This is a genomic window from [Pseudopropionibacterium] massiliense, from assembly GCF_900607225.1.
GTDB classification, from domain to species: Bacteria; Actinomycetota; Actinomycetes; order Propionibacteriales; family Propionibacteriaceae; genus Arachnia; species Arachnia massiliensis.
In genome coordinates, this window is sequence record NZ_LR027842.1 from 1,793,377 (window position 1) to 1,808,004 (window position 14,628).

Annotated in this window: 11 protein-coding genes, 1 tRNA gene and 2 pseudogenes; 3 read left to right on the top strand and 11 right to left on the bottom strand. The window is 67.5% G+C overall.

Annotated features, from left to right (window positions below; all coding sequences use genetic code 11):
• Positions 1–98 precede the first annotated feature (98 nt).
• Together E0E39_RS07985 and E0E39_RS16100 are read right to left on the bottom strand one after the other, a co-directional pair.
• Positions 99–2,663 carry an AAA family ATPase gene (locus tag E0E39_RS07985; protein ID WP_207302452.1) on the bottom strand — a complete coding sequence of 855 codons (2,565 nt, stop codon included), beginning with the start codon at positions 2,661–2,663 and terminating at the stop codon, positions 99–101.
• A gap of 338 nt (positions 2,664–3,001) precedes the next feature.
• Positions 3,002–3,238, bottom strand: coding sequence for a hypothetical protein (locus tag E0E39_RS16100; RefSeq protein ID WP_207302453.1), 237 nt, complete (start codon positions 3,236–3,238; stop codon positions 3,002–3,004).
• A 267-nt stretch (positions 3,239–3,505) separates the two neighbouring features.
• Between E0E39_RS16100 and dprA the strand changes: the two are divergent.
• Positions 3,506–4,458 (top strand): annotated as a pseudogene (dprA, locus tag E0E39_RS16840) (DNA-processing protein DprA).
• Positions 4,459–4,537: 79 nt separating this feature from the next.
• Positions 4,538–6,019, top strand: a complete 1,482-nt coding sequence (locus E0E39_RS08000; RefSeq protein ID WP_130874269.1) for a serine/threonine-protein kinase — start codon at positions 4,538–4,540, stop codon at positions 6,017–6,019.
• Between the two features lie 166 nt (positions 6,020–6,185).
• Here the strand turns inward: E0E39_RS08000 and E0E39_RS16350 are convergent, their stop codons facing one another.
• A complete protein-coding gene (locus E0E39_RS16350; RefSeq protein ID WP_245988238.1) occupies positions 6,186–7,556 on the bottom strand; it encodes a TrwC relaxase in 1,371 nt (456 codons plus the stop codon).
• 27 nt (positions 7,557–7,583) lie between these two features.
• Between E0E39_RS16350 and E0E39_RS16355 the strand changes: the two genes are divergently transcribed.
• Positions 7,584–7,952 carry a hypothetical protein gene (locus tag E0E39_RS16355; RefSeq protein ID WP_245988239.1) on the top strand — a complete coding sequence of 123 codons (369 nt, stop codon included), beginning with the start codon at positions 7,584–7,586 and terminating at the stop codon, positions 7,950–7,952.
• Positions 7,953–8,076: 124 nt separating this feature from the next.
• On the opposite strand, the gene E0E39_RS08015 is transcribed toward E0E39_RS16355, so the two are convergent.
• From E0E39_RS08015 to hemE, 8 genes and pseudogenes are all read right to left on the bottom strand, one after another.
• Positions 8,077–8,379 (bottom strand): hypothetical protein, encoded by a 303-nt coding sequence (locus E0E39_RS08015; protein WP_130874270.1) that lies wholly within the window; start codon positions 8,377–8,379, stop codon positions 8,077–8,079.
• 6 nt (positions 8,380–8,385) lie between these two features.
• Positions 8,386–8,458, bottom strand: a tRNA-Ala gene (locus tag E0E39_RS08020).
• Positions 8,459–8,473: 15 nt separating this feature from the next.
• Positions 8,474–9,793: a glutamate-1-semialdehyde 2,1-aminomutase gene (gene hemL, locus E0E39_RS08025; RefSeq protein ID WP_130874271.1), complete on the bottom strand. Its 1,320-nt coding sequence runs from the start codon at positions 9,791–9,793 to the stop codon at positions 8,474–8,476.
• Positions 9,781–10,704: a porphobilinogen synthase gene (gene hemB, locus E0E39_RS08030; RefSeq protein ID WP_245988447.1), complete on the bottom strand. Its 924-nt coding sequence runs from the start codon at positions 10,702–10,704 to the stop codon at positions 9,781–9,783. The genes hemL and hemB overlap by 13 nt, the downstream gene beginning before the upstream one ends.
• Before the next feature lie 35 nt (positions 10,705–10,739).
• Complete coding sequence (locus E0E39_RS16360) at positions 10,740–11,414, bottom strand: uroporphyrinogen-III synthase (protein WP_245988449.1); 675 nt, start codon at positions 11,412–11,414, stop codon at positions 10,740–10,742.
• A 54-nt stretch (positions 11,415–11,468) separates the two neighbouring features.
• Positions 11,469–12,347, bottom strand: a pseudogene (hemC, locus tag E0E39_RS16365) (hydroxymethylbilane synthase); the annotation flags it as partial.
• Positions 12,344–13,594 carry a protoporphyrinogen/coproporphyrinogen oxidase gene (locus E0E39_RS16605; protein WP_281275583.1) on the bottom strand — a complete coding sequence of 417 codons (1,251 nt, stop codon included), beginning with the start codon at positions 13,592–13,594 and terminating at the stop codon, positions 12,344–12,346. The gene E0E39_RS16605 and the pseudogene hemC, both read right to left, overlap by 4 nt.
• A complete protein-coding gene (gene hemE / locus E0E39_RS16130) occupies positions 13,591–14,607 on the bottom strand; it encodes a uroporphyrinogen decarboxylase (protein WP_207302455.1) in 1,017 nt (338 codons plus the stop codon). The genes E0E39_RS16605 and hemE overlap by 4 nt, the downstream gene beginning before the upstream one ends.
• Positions 14,608–14,628 lie beyond the last annotated feature (21 nt).

Here is a 14,628-nt window from a genome sequence, read left to right on the forward strand (position 1 = left end):
AACAGCTTTCGCACCCGGCCTGCCGAGCGCGAGGACTGACATGAGGGCCTGTGGCTGGGACTCGGTTCCGCTGCGGCTGGTTGTGTCGCTGAGAGGACCTAAGAAGTCGCCGCGTTGTATGCGGTTCGTGCTTCGGTCAGCTCGGCCCAGTGGGCTTCGAGTCCGGCGAGTGTAGGGCTGACCCCGAGACTAGGCAGGGGTTGTGAGTGGCCGTCGATGTACCGGCATGCTTCCTCGAAGATGCGGTTGACGGTATCGATCGCAGCGGGAAGTGCTTCGGACTTGATCTTGGGCAAGTTGGTCATGCGCACGTTGGGTTGATAGCGCTGCGTGACGCCCTGGAGTAGTTCAGTCTCGGTGAAGACCTCACACCACGCGCGCACCCAGTCGTAACCCGTGCGGACCAGTGCCGCCCGCGCATCGCCGTCCTGTGACTTTGCTGCCTGGATGGTCTCGTTGATGTTCTTCTTGATGTTGTTCAAGCTGTCCCAGCGGGGTCCTGTCGCTCGGGTGACCTTTCCTTTGCCCTCTTCATCGGTGATCTGGAAGTAGGAACAGCGCTTGGTTGCCTCCATGAGCGTAAGCAGCGTACTGGCGAAGAAGATGTCGTGGGTGAAGACGATGACCTGTGTCGTGTCAGCGAGCGACGCGACGCGCTGCGCGACTTCGTTGATGCGGCGATGGTCGAGGCTTGAGACAGGATCATCGAAAATGACCGGCGCGGTGATTCCGGCGAGGCGCGCTTCGGCGAGGAAATCCGCTATTGCGAGGACCTTCTGCTCTCCTTCGGAGAGCACCTTGGACGGCTTGTGTTTCCCGCTGAGGATCTTGCGGCGTTGTGCACGACCTTGGCGGCCGACGAACTCCACGTGTAGCGCCGGCGCGCGAAGTGCCGCGCACTCTTCGTTGAAGAGCGCATCAAAGCTCTCGTTGATCATCTGGTCACTTGCGGTCTTGGCCAGCCCGGTTACAGCGCGCAGGAGCCGAGGCATGGGCTTGGCGAGCAGCGTGAGCCGGTCAGCCTGCTTGGCGTCGCGTACGTGTGACTCGATGAGCGTCCACGACTTCGTCAGTTCTGCTGCGGCTTCTAGCTCGACGAGCTCCTTCTTCTTCTCGGCCAAGGTGTCAGCCCGTGTGGCTGCCTGTGCCCTCAGTTCACCGAGGGCCTGCTTGGCGGTATCCAGCGCCGAGCCGAGCGCTATCGCATCTGTGCCGGCGTGTTCGGTCAGCGCTATGTTCACAGCGGAAGCGGCGAGAAGCTGCTCGGATAGCTCCGCGATGGTGCTTAGGGTCCGGTCGAGTTGAACGTGGAAGTGAGGCTTGTCCTCAGTGTCTGCGTACTCGTCGGCGAAGGTAGAGATGTCGTTGACTTGGATCGAGGTGACCGGTTCTGTAAGTGCGTGGAGCCGCGCCTTTGAAGCGGCGATATCAGTGGTGATCTTATCTTCGAGGTATTCGGAGTACTTGGCGATCAGCGATCGCGCCGCTTCGTTCAGTGGCTGCCGGCAGTACAGGCACCGATCGACGTCGTGTGCTCCGACCGCGATGAGATGTGCTTGGTATGCCTCGCCGGCCTCGATGAAAGTGCTCCAGGTGTCGTCGGGCTCGGCCGGCAGGTCGGCTGCCTCGAACAGGGCGGCTCGGAAGGCGCGGTAGTCCTCTTCAAGTCCGTGGAGGGTGTCGCGTTCGCGGCCGTATGCCTCCACGTTGAAGTCAGCCATCACGGTGGCCGCGTGGGAAGCTTGCGTCAAGACGCGTTCGACTCGCCATTGCAGCTTGATCTCAGCGCTGATGGTGTCCGCCTCCAGAGCGGCGACCGTGCGGCGCAGGTCACCGATACGTGTGTCTACGTCGGGATCGGAGTCGGCGAGCGACCTCAGGTGTTCCAGATCAGTGGACGCTCCCAGTGCCTCGATGAGCGGGTAAACCGTGGCGGTTCGTGGGAAACGGGGCAGAAGCCCTGTGGACCCAGATCGTAGGTCTTTGACGGCCTGGTCGATGTGGGCTTGCACCGACTTGATTCCTGTGATGACGTGATTGAACAGTGCCAGGGCTGCTGGCACGTAGACGTACTCAAGGTCGTCATCGACGTGAAAGCTGACAGAAGGGCTGTCGAAGATAGACATCCTGGTGAAGGGCGCAACGCCCTGTTGTCCGGTCCAAGTGTAGGTCTTCGTTTCAGTGCCGAGCATGTAGCCGACAAGTGCTGATTGGGGCTGCGGCGATGCGGCTTCGATGTCGCCGAGGATCACGTCGGCAGTGCGGCTCGCCGCGAGGGCTTTGAAGATGCGGGAGTACCCCGTTTTGCCTGTGCCGTTCTCTCCGAACAGGATCGTCAGGCCGGCATGCGGCTCGATGACTCCGCCCTCTACCAAGGCGTTGACACCAACGACATCGGAGAGCGAGGTAAGGGTCAGCGGCTCGATCGCCTCATCCTCGCGTTCTAGGGTGACAAGCGGCTCCTCCGTGGGGAGTTCGCGGGTATCGAGGGCTTTCTCTTGACGAAATAGGACGTAAGCTCTGGATTGCTCCTCGCTTCCGAGCGGACCGCCGCCGTTAAGCACGTGCCTCACGATGTAGCGGACCCATTCGTCGGAAACGTTCGCCCACTCGCTGAGCAGGTCGCGCGGGTCTACCCGTTGAGGTGGCGTCGCGTCTGTCACTATCATCCTCCCTCGCCGTGAGCGCGAGGTCGGGGGCGACCGTGCTGCTCAGGCTCAATTCTAGAGCGACCGGCAGGCGCGCGAAGGGACAACCAACACACCGATAGGGCGCGTTGGTTCGCGGCCGGCCTCGGACCGCCGCGATCGTGACTACGCACGCCGGTCAAGTGAGGCCTATCCCGGCGAGGGCTACCGCGCCGCGACGTAGGTAGGCGGTTCCTTCTGGCGCGGAGTCCGGTTCAGGGTCTCACGTGTTCGATCCCGGCGACGTGCACCAGCCTCTCGGATACGGGCGCGCACCAGAAGGACGAGGCTGATCGGCCCCATGATGATGAACTTCATCGCGTTCCACACCGATTAGAACACGACCAGATGCAGCCAGCCTGGGGCACCCGTTCGAGGGCGTTGGTGCAAGTACTCGCGATCAGCAGGTAGGGAACGGCGAGGAGCATCGCGGGGATGCCCCACTTCAAGTTGCGTCGGCGTCGGATCGCGTCGAGCAGCCGGTTGGTCGGCATGTAGCGGCGCAGGTAGTAGCGGGTGTGGGCGCTGAGCGTCCAGATCAGGCGGATCATGGCGGGCCTCTCGTCACACGTATCTCTCCGTCGAGGAGGCAGTACGTGTATGAGCGCCCAAGCTGGGCCGTCCCGAAGGACCCGCAATCGAGGAGAACCTGCCTCGGTTTGCACTTTACGCCCAAGCCCGGGCACATGGAACCCGCCCGCCCAGCGCCGGCGTGGGTGCACCTTCTCGGCGACGGACCGACCGAGAGGGGACCCCGGATTATGACCTCGTTCAGTGAGCTTGCCCGCGATGCGCGGGCGGCGCGGATGGTGTTGTCGATGCTGACCGAACCCGACGATGCGGTGACCGGGAGGCTGCTGGGCCGGCTCGGCGCCGTGAAGACGGTGGGGCTGCTCGATGGCAGCGGAAAGCTGCCGGGCTTGGGCCGTGTCGATGCGCGGGTCTGGCGTGACCGGCTCACCACGGCGGCGCGGCCCGATGAGCTGGCCGGCCGCCTCCGCCACGCTGAGGCGGCCGGGATCGGCGTGGTGATCCCCGGCGACCGGGACTGGCCTGCCGCGCTGACCGATCTGAGTGTGCGGGAGCCTTTCGTGTTGTGGACGCGCGGAGCCGCGTCGTTTCTGTCACGTCCGTTCACGGACCTGCTGACGATCACCGGCTCACGAGCGGCGACCTCATACGGCGAGCGCGTCGCCGCGGACTTCGCCACCGATCTGGCACACGACGGGCGGGTGGTCGTCGCCGGCGGCGCGTACGGGATCGAGTGCGCCGCCCACCGCGCCGCTCTGGCCGCCGGTGGGGACACGATCGCCGTCCTCGCCGGTGGCGTCGACCGCCCCTACCCCGCAGGGCACCGCGACCTGCTCGACCAGATCGCCGGCGTGGGGCTGTCAGCGAGACGCCACCGGGCGCGACGCCCACCCGGCACCGGTTCCTCGCGCGCAACCGGCTCCTGGCCGCCCTGTCGAACACGACCATCGTGGTCGAGGCCGGGGTCCGCTCCGGCGCGCTGCACACCGCCCGGCAGGCGTACGACTTGGGTCGCAACGTCGGTGCGATCCCCGGCCCGGTGACCAGCGCCGCCAGCACCGGCCCCCACCAACTCATCGGTGACGGGCGGGCACGGATCGTCACCGATGCCGGACAGATCACCCACATGCTCCAGATGCACGAAGCCCTCCACAAGAGTCCGCAGCGGTCACCTCTCGGCTCAGCGTTCTCCCGCGACCATGCACGCCGTGACCTCGGGCGCGATACTCCCTCACTGTGAACCGTCGCGTGACAACACGGCGGCTGCACCACGGCAGCCATCGACACGAGATGGAGAGCGTCAGCTGTAGGCTCAGATCATGAAGATCGAGCTGGAGAGCGGCGCGTGGATGAGGGGCGAGCCCTTGGTCGACGGCGAAGGTGGCTTCGGGACGGTGTACGAGGTCCAGGCAGTCGACGGCTCCTCAGCGGTGGCCAAGTTTGTTCCCAAGGCGCCGGGTGCGGAGCGTGAACTCCTCATCGGCGACTCTCTTCGCGCTGCGGAGTTCCGGAACATCGTGCCGGTGATTGACCGGGGCGAACACGAGGACTTCTGGGTTCTGGTGATGCCTAGAGCCGATAAGTCACTGGCACAGCACTTGGAAGAGTCTCATGCCCCGTTGGGTCTCTCCGAAGTCGTGTCGATCCTCAGCGATATCGCCACGGCTCTCTCTGACATCGACGGTGCTGTTGTCCATCGGGACTTGAAGCCACAGAACGTGTTGCTGCTTGACGGCACATGGTGCGTCGCGGATTTCGGCATCGCGAGATACGCAGAAGCGACGACCTCCGACGATACGCGCAAGTTCAGTCTCACGCCCCCTTATGGAGCCCCGGAACAGTGGAGAAGTGAGCGCGCGACCAGCGCAACTGACATCTACGCCTTCGGTGTCATCGCGTTCCAGTTGTTGTCTGGCACACTCCCGTTCGACGGCCCGGACCCTGCGAGTTACAGAGAACAGCACCTCACGGCCAACCCTCCTCCGCTCACTACGGGGACAGCACGGCTTCGGATACTCATCGAAGAGTGCCTCTACAAGGCACCTCAAGCACGACCCAACGCCACCAATGTCCTGGCCCGGCTGGCTACCGCTGCCGAGGAACCTTCCCGTCCGGGACTATCGCGGCTTGCACAGGTGAGCCACGCGGAAGTGCAGCGCAGAGCGCAGAGCCATGCGCATGAGGTGGAGCAGCGCGAAGAATCTGAGCGCCGCGCACAGATCTTCGCGGCGGCCGAGCAGTCATTCGGGTCGTTCTCGCAGCCACTGTTGCAGGCCATCGAGGACAACGCTCCTACCGCCACGATCGAGGTCGGCGCGGACCGCGGAAAGATGCGGTTCGTGGCCGAGCTTTCTGGAGCCAAACTCGGCGTCAGTCGGCCGCAACCGTCACCCGCTTGGCAGGGCCCGTTCGACGTCATCGCGTTCGCGAACATCGAAGTCAACTTGGGAGACCGGAACCGAGTGGGTTGGGAAGGCCGCAGTCACTCGCTGTGGTTCTGCGATGCCCACGAGCAAGGCCGCTTTGCCTGGTACGAAACAGCGTTCATGGGCTCGCCGTTCAGCAGCGGTCATCCTTCGGTCGAACCGTTCTCATGCTCGCCCGCCGAAGGAGAGGTCGCCTTCCAGAACGTTATCGGCACGATGCAGCTCGCGTGGCCTGTCGAAGAGTTGGATCGTGCGGACCCCACGGAGTTTCTCGACCGTTGGATCGGCTGGTTTGCCGACGCTGCCGAACAGCGCCTCGCCCGACCTTCCAGGATGCCGGACAAGCAGCCCAGCGGTTCTTGGCGGCGCGGATGATCCTCGATAGCAACTTCGGCGGCTGACAAACGGGCGGGGTCGCACGTTCACGTAAGAGAACCCGAACAGACTGACGAAAGATGCTCGGCGACTACGGAGCAGCATGCATAGGGCGGCCGTCGGCGATGAGCGGTCACCTCGTGATTACTTCCGGCAACCGTGTGTCTCATAGGGTCGGCCCATGTCGGGTCGGGGCAGGTGGGCGGTGCCGCGAGTGTGGCTCGGGCTGGCTGGCGAGCTGGCGAAGTGCGGCCTCTGCTCTGGCGCGGTCGATCTTCTGCGCCGCGTCATCCGGCACTGGACCGAGAGGCGTATCCTCGGTGATGCCGTAACGGTCGTGGTAGGCGGCGATGGTGCGGGCGTACCGTCGCCACGCCGCTGCCTTGCGCGGGTCGCGCGGCGGGTCACCGAGTGGCCGCGTCCAAGCTTCTCCGGCGGCGCGGGCGGTGTCGAGCACAGCGCCGGCGCAGGTCTCGATCAGCTCGCGCCGTTCATCGAGGGCATGCCGCATATCGGAGGTCATAGGGCCGGCGGCTTCAGGGATCAGCCCGGCGATGAGACGCGGCGCGTAGCGTGTGCGGCCGGAGTCAGCGGAGCGGGTGGTGGCGTTGGCGAGGCGGTGGTGGATGATGGAGGCGATGTCATCGGCGTCGGTGAACCCGCGAGTCTTGATGAGGCGTGGTAGGAGGGTGTCGACGTTGTGGTGGTTGGCTTCGGCCCGGCGCAGTTTCGCGGTCAGGGCGCCGAAGGCGTCGGAGTCGATGACGGCTTGCGCTTGGTCGGTGGTGAGTCCGCTGGTGGTGATGAGGGTGGTCCAGCGGTCGTGTTGGGCTGGGGCGGCGATGGTGTCATATTCGGCGGCGAGTTGGGCGATCGAGCCCCACCGGTCCTGCTCGGTGGTGATGGTCTCGTGCGCGGACAGCTCAGCACCGCTGTGTTGCAGCACGCCGTAGAGGACCGTGCGGGCGGTGGCGTCGGGATTGTCGCCCGGATGCGGAGTGGCGTGACCGTCGGGGCGGTCAAGGATCACGCAAGCCAGGTTCGACTCCCGTCCGCGCGTCATCGCGACATACAGGTTCTCTCGCGTGGTGGTGGGTTCGACGAGGACGTGGGCGGTGTCGGCGGTGATGCCCTGGGCGCGGTGGGCGGTGTCGGCGTAGCCGAGGTCGACGTGCTCAGCCACGTACTCGGCGGGCAGCACGATGCTGTTGCCGAACCGGGCACCGGGTGGGCGGATCGTGACCGGCCCGTCGCCACGAACTTGGCTGATGGTCCAGGTTTGACTGTTGCGGACCCACCCGTGCCGGTTTCGCAGCCGCCGGTCGTTGTGGCGGGTGATGATCGTGTCCCCGACTCCTGTCATGGACCCGTCGGACAGGGTGATTTCAGGTCCGGGCTTCAACGTGCCGTCAAGGATGAGAGCGGCGCGGGCGCGGACGTTGAGGGTGGTGACGTTCTCGCGGGTTTCGGCGATCAGCACCGACGCCAAACCCTGCTGCCGGTCGTGGCGCCAGGCGGTGTAGGCGGCATCGGTCATGGCATCGGCGTCGCCATCGTGGATGCGATGGTGGTCGAGGTAGGTATCGATGACCGGGGTGCGGCCGTGCCGCAGCTCCAGGGACGCGGTCTTCTCTCAGGCGTGCGTAAAGCGGTGAACATCGACCATCTCAGGAGAATCGTCGCGGTCACAGATCAACAGGCTGAACGCGCGGAGGCTGAAGCGATGCTCGATGGCATCAGCCTGATCGATCACCTGACTGATCCCGAGGCTGGTGAGATCGTTGCGATCACGTTGGTCACCGACGACGGTGGACCATTGCGCTCGTTCCGGTTCGAACACTGCATCACGGTCCATCCCGAGCTGTGTCATGTCCGCACGCGTGTAAGGCCCCCGGGCAGCACGGTGTCCGTGAACGCGCCTTCCAGAGTTTGAAGTACGAGCTCCTCTACCGCGAGTAGATCAATGATGCGCTCGACCTGGTCCGAGCAGCCGATGACGAGACCGCGTCTAATTTAATAGCGTCCGCCCGCACCAAGCCCTGGCCTGGAACCGGCCCTCAGACGTTCACCGCGGCCTGGCCGATCCGACCATCCCGACCATCCGCAACGCTCGCGAGCCCGAAATCCTGCCAATCACTTGACGTGGGACGCCATACAACAGGTGCGAACCAGCCAAACGACGCATACTCAACCGCGCCTTGTTCATCTGCATCACCCTCGACGACGATGAGAACGCCACCTACACCCCCGATTAGCCCACAGCCAGCATCTTCGCCTACGCCAGCACCGAGGCTCTGGCGCAATTCACCGCAAAACAAATTTGCCCCACCATCAGGCAGGGCAAATTTCGATTTGCTCATCTTACGTGGAGCTAAGGGGATTCGAACCCCTGACCTCTTCCATGCCATGGAAGCGCGCTACCAACTGCGCCATAGCCCCGAGAGCTGTCCCAGACTATCGGATGCTCTCCCCTGTTGGCAAAGCGGCCCTGGCCGCCTGTTTCAGGGCCGCTGCGATGGTCTCCATGGCGGCGTCGTCGTGGGCGGCGGAGAGGAACCACGCCTCGAAGGCCGACGGTGGCAGCGCCACTCCCCCGTCCAGCATCGCGTGGAAGAACCGCCCGTAGGCCGCGGTGTCCTGGTCCTGGGCGTCTGCGTAGTCGATGACGGGCTTCTCCCGGAAGAACACGGAGAACAGGTTCCCGGCGTTCTGGATGACGTGGGGCACCCCGGCCCCGGTCAGTGCGTCACCGACCAGCCGCTGCAGCTCGGCGGAGCGGGCGTCGACCCTGTCGTAGACCTCCGGTTTCGCCAGGTCGAGGGTGGCTATCCCGGCCGCGGTGGCGAGGGGATTCCCGGAGAGCGTGCCCGCCTGGTAGACGGGGCCGAGAGGGGCCAGCAGATCCATGATCTCCCTGCGACCCCCGACCGCCGCGAGAGGCATGCCACCGCCGACCACCTTCCCGAAGGTGATCAGGTCGGGCACCCACTCCGGGGCCTCGACCCCCGCTTCGAAACCCCACCAGCCGGAGGCTCCGACACGGAAACCGGTGAGCACCTCGTCGAGGATCATGAGCGCCCCGTGCTCGGCGGTCAGCCGGCGGATCTCGGCGTTGAATCCCTCGGCCGGGGTGACGACCCCCATGTTCGCGGGTGCGGCCTCCGTGATGACCGCCGCGATCTGCCCGCCGATCCGTTCAAACAGCGAACGCAGTTCGTCGAAGTCGTTGTAGGCAAGCACGATGGTGTCGGCCGCGGCAGCCACCGTCACCCCGGCGCTTCCCGGTAGCCCCTGGGTGGCCACACCCGATCCGGCGGCGGCCAGCAGCGCATCCGAGTGGCCGTGATAGCAGCCCGCGAACTTGACGATCTTGTCGCGGCCCGTGGCGCCGCGGGCGATCCGCACCGCGGTCATGGTGGCCTCCGTGCCGGTGGAGACCAGCCTCACGTGTTCCGCGACGGGAACCCGGGCACGGATCCGCTCGGCGAGCTCCACCTCCGCGCCCGTCGGTGCCCCGAAACTGAGGCCCCTGGCGGCCGCCTCCTGCACGGCCGCGACGACCTGAGGATGGGCGTGCCCGAGCAGCGCCGGCCCCCAGGAACACACGAGATCGACGTAGCTGGTGCCGTCGACGTCGGTCACTCGGCAACCGGATGCCTGCTTGATGAAACGCGGCGTGCCACCCACGGACGCGAATGCCCGCACGGGCGAGTTGACCCCGCCCGGGATCGCCTCGCAGGCCCGTGTCATCCATTCCTGGTTCAGTCCAGCCATTCGGCAACCTCCAACGCCCAGTAGGTGAGCACCACATCGGCGCCCGAGCGAACGATACTCGTGATCGACTCCTGGATGGCGGCGCGCCGGTCGATCCATCCGCGTTCTGCCGCCGCCTCGATCATGGCGTACTCCCCCGACACCTGATAGGCCGCCACCGGAACCTTCGAGACGGCGGCCACATCGGCGAGCACGTCGAGGTAGTGGCTGGCGGGTTTGACCATCACCATGTCGGCGCCCTCCGACAGGTCCAGCAGCGCCTCCCTGAGGCCCTCGCGGCGGTTCGCTGGATCCTGCTGGTAGGTGCGGCGATCCCCCTGGAGAGATGAGCCGACCGCCTCCCGGAACGGCCCGTAGAACGCGGAGGCGTACTTCGCTGAGTAGGCCAGGATCCCGACGTCCTCGAAACCGGCCGCGTCCAGCCCGGCGCGGATCACCCGGATCTGACCGTCCATCATCCCCGATGGCGCCACGACGTGCGTGCCGGCCCGGGCCTGCGCCACCGCCTGCTGCGCGTAGGCATCGCAGGTCTCGTCATTGATCACGCGGCCGTCCTCGGCGAGGAAACCGCAGTGCCCGTGGCTGGCGAACTCGTCCAGGCACACATCCGACATGATCACCAGATCATCGCCCACCGCTTCCCGGCAGGCGGTGATGGCACGCTGTTCGATGCCGTCGGGCGCCCAGGCCTGCGTGCCCCGCGGGTCCTTGTCCGCATCATCGGGCACCCCGAACACCATGACCCCCCCCAGCCCCGCCTCTACCGCCGATCGTGCGATGTCACCGATCTGTTCGACGGTGTGCCGCCGCACCCCCGGCATGGCGCCGATCTCGGCGGGGGACTCGCCGACGAAGACGGGCAGGACGAGCTGCGCCGGGCGCGGCCGGGTTTCGCGGACCAGTTTTCTCATGGCGGCGGTGGTGCGTAGCCTGCGTGGGCGCTCGATCATGCGTTTCCCTTCCCAACCAGTTCGGCGGCGGCCCTTGCGACCGCCTCCGCGTCGGGGGACGGCGAGACACTGGCCGCCACCCCAAGTTCATTCAACACCTTCGCGGTGGGTTGTCCGATGGCCAGCACCCGGGTTTCCTCCGGCCAGCCCAGCCGTTGGTCGATCACCCGCGCCACCGAGCCAGCGGTCACGACCACTGCCGCGAACTCCCCGGCCCTCCAGCGGGCCGCCAGTTCGGCGGGTTCCCGGGTCGCCTCCATCGTGTAGACGGGGAAGACATCGACCTGCCAGCCCAGCTCCCGCAAACCCTCGGGAAGATCCGGTTTGGACAGCGCCGATCCCGGGATCACCACCCGTCCCGTGCCGGCCGGGAACTCCTCGACGAGTCCTGCCGCGCTGGCCTTCCCGGGGACGAGATCCACCGCATACCCGGCCGCTTCCAGGGCCGCTGCGGTCGCCTTACCGACGGCGGCGATCCGCCCGGGCAGCCGGACACCCAGCCCCTGAAGGGCCTCGACGGTACGGACGGAGGTGACCACCGACCAGTCTGCCTGCCCGAGGTCGAGCCCGTCGACCAGCACCACCGGAGCCTGCACCGGGAAGGTCGTGACCTCCAGTCCGGCGGCGTTCAGCGCCTTCGAGAGCGCGCCCGCCTCGCGGGGAAGAAACACCCTGCGTCCCCCGGCCTGGGGCCACAGGTCCGCGTCGTCGTGGAACTCGGCCAGCCGGGAGGCGCGGGTGGCGTCCAGCTGGGTCACGTCGGCGGCGCCGAGGGCGAGCAGCCGGGAGGCGGCGGTTCTTCCCGCACCGGAAATCAGCGGCACCTCGGCTCTGGCCTGGCGGGTGCCGTCGGCGGAGTGCACCCCCGCTGCCAGCCCGTCGCCGGTCCCGAGGGCCGCTATCGGGGCCGCGCAGCCACCGCCCAGGGCTGCCAGGACAGCCCGTTCCTCGGTGACCGCGAGTCGCGTGTCCGCGTCCTCTAGGGCTTCGAGGACGGCGATCAGGGCGGCATCACCGGCCCGGCACTCAACCCCGAGCGCCCCCTGCCCGGGTGCGGGCAGGATGGGCAGTTCCTCGGTGATCCGTCCCGCAAGCCCGAGGCGGCGCAGCCCCGCCGCGGCCAGCACCACCGCATCCAGGTCGCCGGAGGTCACCCGGGACAGCCGGGTGTCGATGTTGCCGCGGATGTCGACGAAGACCAGGTCGGGACGCAGGGCCCGCAGCTGCGCCACCCGCCGCGGCGACCCGGTGCCCACCCGGGCCCCCCTTGGTAGCTCGGCCAGGCTCAGGCCGTCGCGGGAGCACAGCGCGTCGCGGGGGGATTCCCGCTCCGGGGTGGCGGCGATCACCAGTCCGGGGACGGGTTCGACCGGGAGGTCCTTCAGGGAGTGGACGGCCAGGTCCACTTCTCCCCTGAGCAGCGCGGAACGCAGCTCCGCGGCGAACACCCCGAGCCCGGAGAGTCGGGTCAGCGACCCGCGTTCGTGATCGCCGCGGGTGCGGATGGTGACGATCTCCACCTCGTGTCCGAGGGCGCGGAGCTGGTCGGCCACCCAGGTGGACTGGGTCACCGCCAGGGTGGATGCGCGCGTTCCCAGCCTCATGCTGCCGCCTCCAGTCCGGATGCGATTGCGGCCTCTATTCCATTGCCCGCCACCCAGGCCCCCGCCACCTTGATGTTGGTGGGAAGGGATTCCAGCAGCCCGGCCCGTTCCGTGGCCGGGAGCACCCTAGGTACGGCGGGCCAGCGCACCAAGGCGTGGTCACGGAGCACCAGGTTCTCGCACCCGAGCAGCAGGCGGGCATCGGCCAGGGCCTGCTCCCGGGTGGGGTTGGCGTCGGGTGCGTAGCTGAGGCGGATCAGCTCCACCTCGCCGCGGCTCCAGGGCCATTTCGCCGAGTAGTGGGTCAGCGCCCGGGCTCCGAGCCCCGGGATCGGCTGGCCGAGCATCACCCCGGAACCGACCGGCGCCCCCGCCAGCGGCTCGGGTTCCAGCGCCAGGACCGCATTGACCGAGGTCCCCGTCGCGGGTGCCGATGCGGTGATTCCCAGCCCGCCGAGCAGTTCCGCGGCGGGGCGGGCGGGGCAGGCCAGGATCACGCGGTCGGCCTCCAGCCGGTCACCGCCTGCGGTGACCGTCGCGTCGCGTCCGATCCCGGTGACGCGGGCACCGAGCCGGATCTTTCCGCCGTTGCCCCGGATGTCGGAGGCCAGGGCCTCGACGAGGCGGATCAAACCCCCGATGGGTTGGGCGACGGTGGAGCGGCTGCCGCGGGCTGCCGCGACTTTCGCGTACAGGGAGCCGGGTCCCCTCAGGCCGGGCGCGAACTGCGCCAGCGGCATCTGGTCGGGTTCCATCCGGTAGACGGTCCGGGTCACGGGGGCCACCAGCCGGTCGGTGACGGCCCGGCCGAGGCGCGCGGTCACCAGTTCGCCGACGGTGGCGGCGCCGGCCCCGATCTCGTCGCCGAGTCCGGGTTCGGCCAGTGCCGTTGCCAGGTCCGTGCCGTCCAGAGCGGCAGTCAGGGCCGGATCATCCGGGTCGGCGGGGATGCCCAGTACTCCGTCGGCGCCAGGCCAGGACCGCGTGGCGGACCAGCGGATGTGCGGTCCCCCCGTGGGGGCGGCGACCTCCAGCCCGAGGGTCGCGCACAGTTCGTCCGCGATTCCCAGGCGACGGGCGTAGGCCTCGGCCCCGCCGTCGATCACTTTCCCGGCTATCGTCAGCGGCGCCACCATCCCGCCGATCCGTTCCGAGGCCTCCAGGACGACAACCTCGGCGCCCGCGCGGGCCAGCCGGTGGGCGGCCGCCAGCCCGGCCACCCCGGCCCCGACGATCACGGCCCTCACAGCTCGTGTACCAGGGCGACGAGGTCGGTCAGCACCGCGGGATCGGTCTCGGGCGGTACACCGTGCCCGAGGTTGACCACGTGGGCGGGAGCGGATCGGCCTCGCTCGACGACATCCCTGGTGTGGGCGGCGAGGTTCTCCCAGCCCGCGGCCAGTCGCGCGGGATCGATGTTGCCCTGGAGCACCTTTCCGGGCAGGCGGCGCGCGGCCTCGTCCAGGGGGATGCGGTGGTCGATCCCGATCGCCTCGGATCCGCATTCGGCCATGGCCTCCAGCAGGTGTCCGGTTCCGGTGCCGAAGTGGATGCGGGGCACGGAAACGCTCTCCAGCGCCCGCCGAGAGTAGGGGGCGACCCGGGTGGTGTAGTCGGCCAGGCAGAGCGTCCCGACCCAGGAGTCGAACAGCTGCACCGCCCGCGCCCCGGCCGCAACCTGGATGCGCAGGAACTCACCCGACAGGTCGGCGCACCAGCTGAGAAGCCGGTCCCACGCCGCGGGCTCGGAGTGCATGAAGGCCCGCGCCCCCAGGTGATCGCGGGCGCCGCGTCCCTCCACCAAATAGGCGGCCAGGGTGAAGGGGGCACCCGCGAACCCGATCACCGGCGTGTCCTCGCCGAGTTCCGCGACGGCCAGCGCCACCGCCTTCTCCACGGCCGATGCTTCGAGGATTCGGCGCTCCACCAACCTGTTCACCTCCGCGACGCTGTTCACCGGTTGTTCGAAAACCGGCCCCACCCCGGCGGTGATCGTCACGTCGACGCCCGCGAGCGCCAAGGGGACCATGATGTCGGAGAAGAACACGGCCGCGTCCACGCCGTGGCGGCGCACCGGCTGGCAGGTTATCTCGGCGGCCAGTTCGGGTTTGAGGCAGGCATCCAGCATCGCGACGCCCTGTCTCGCATTGCGGTACTCTGGCAGCGATCGCCCGGCCTGACGCATGAACCACACGGGCAGACGTTCCGGCCGACGGCCCTCGAGGGCGGCCAGAAGGGTAGGCTGATCGCTTCTTGTCATGGCCGAATTCTGCCCTATCAC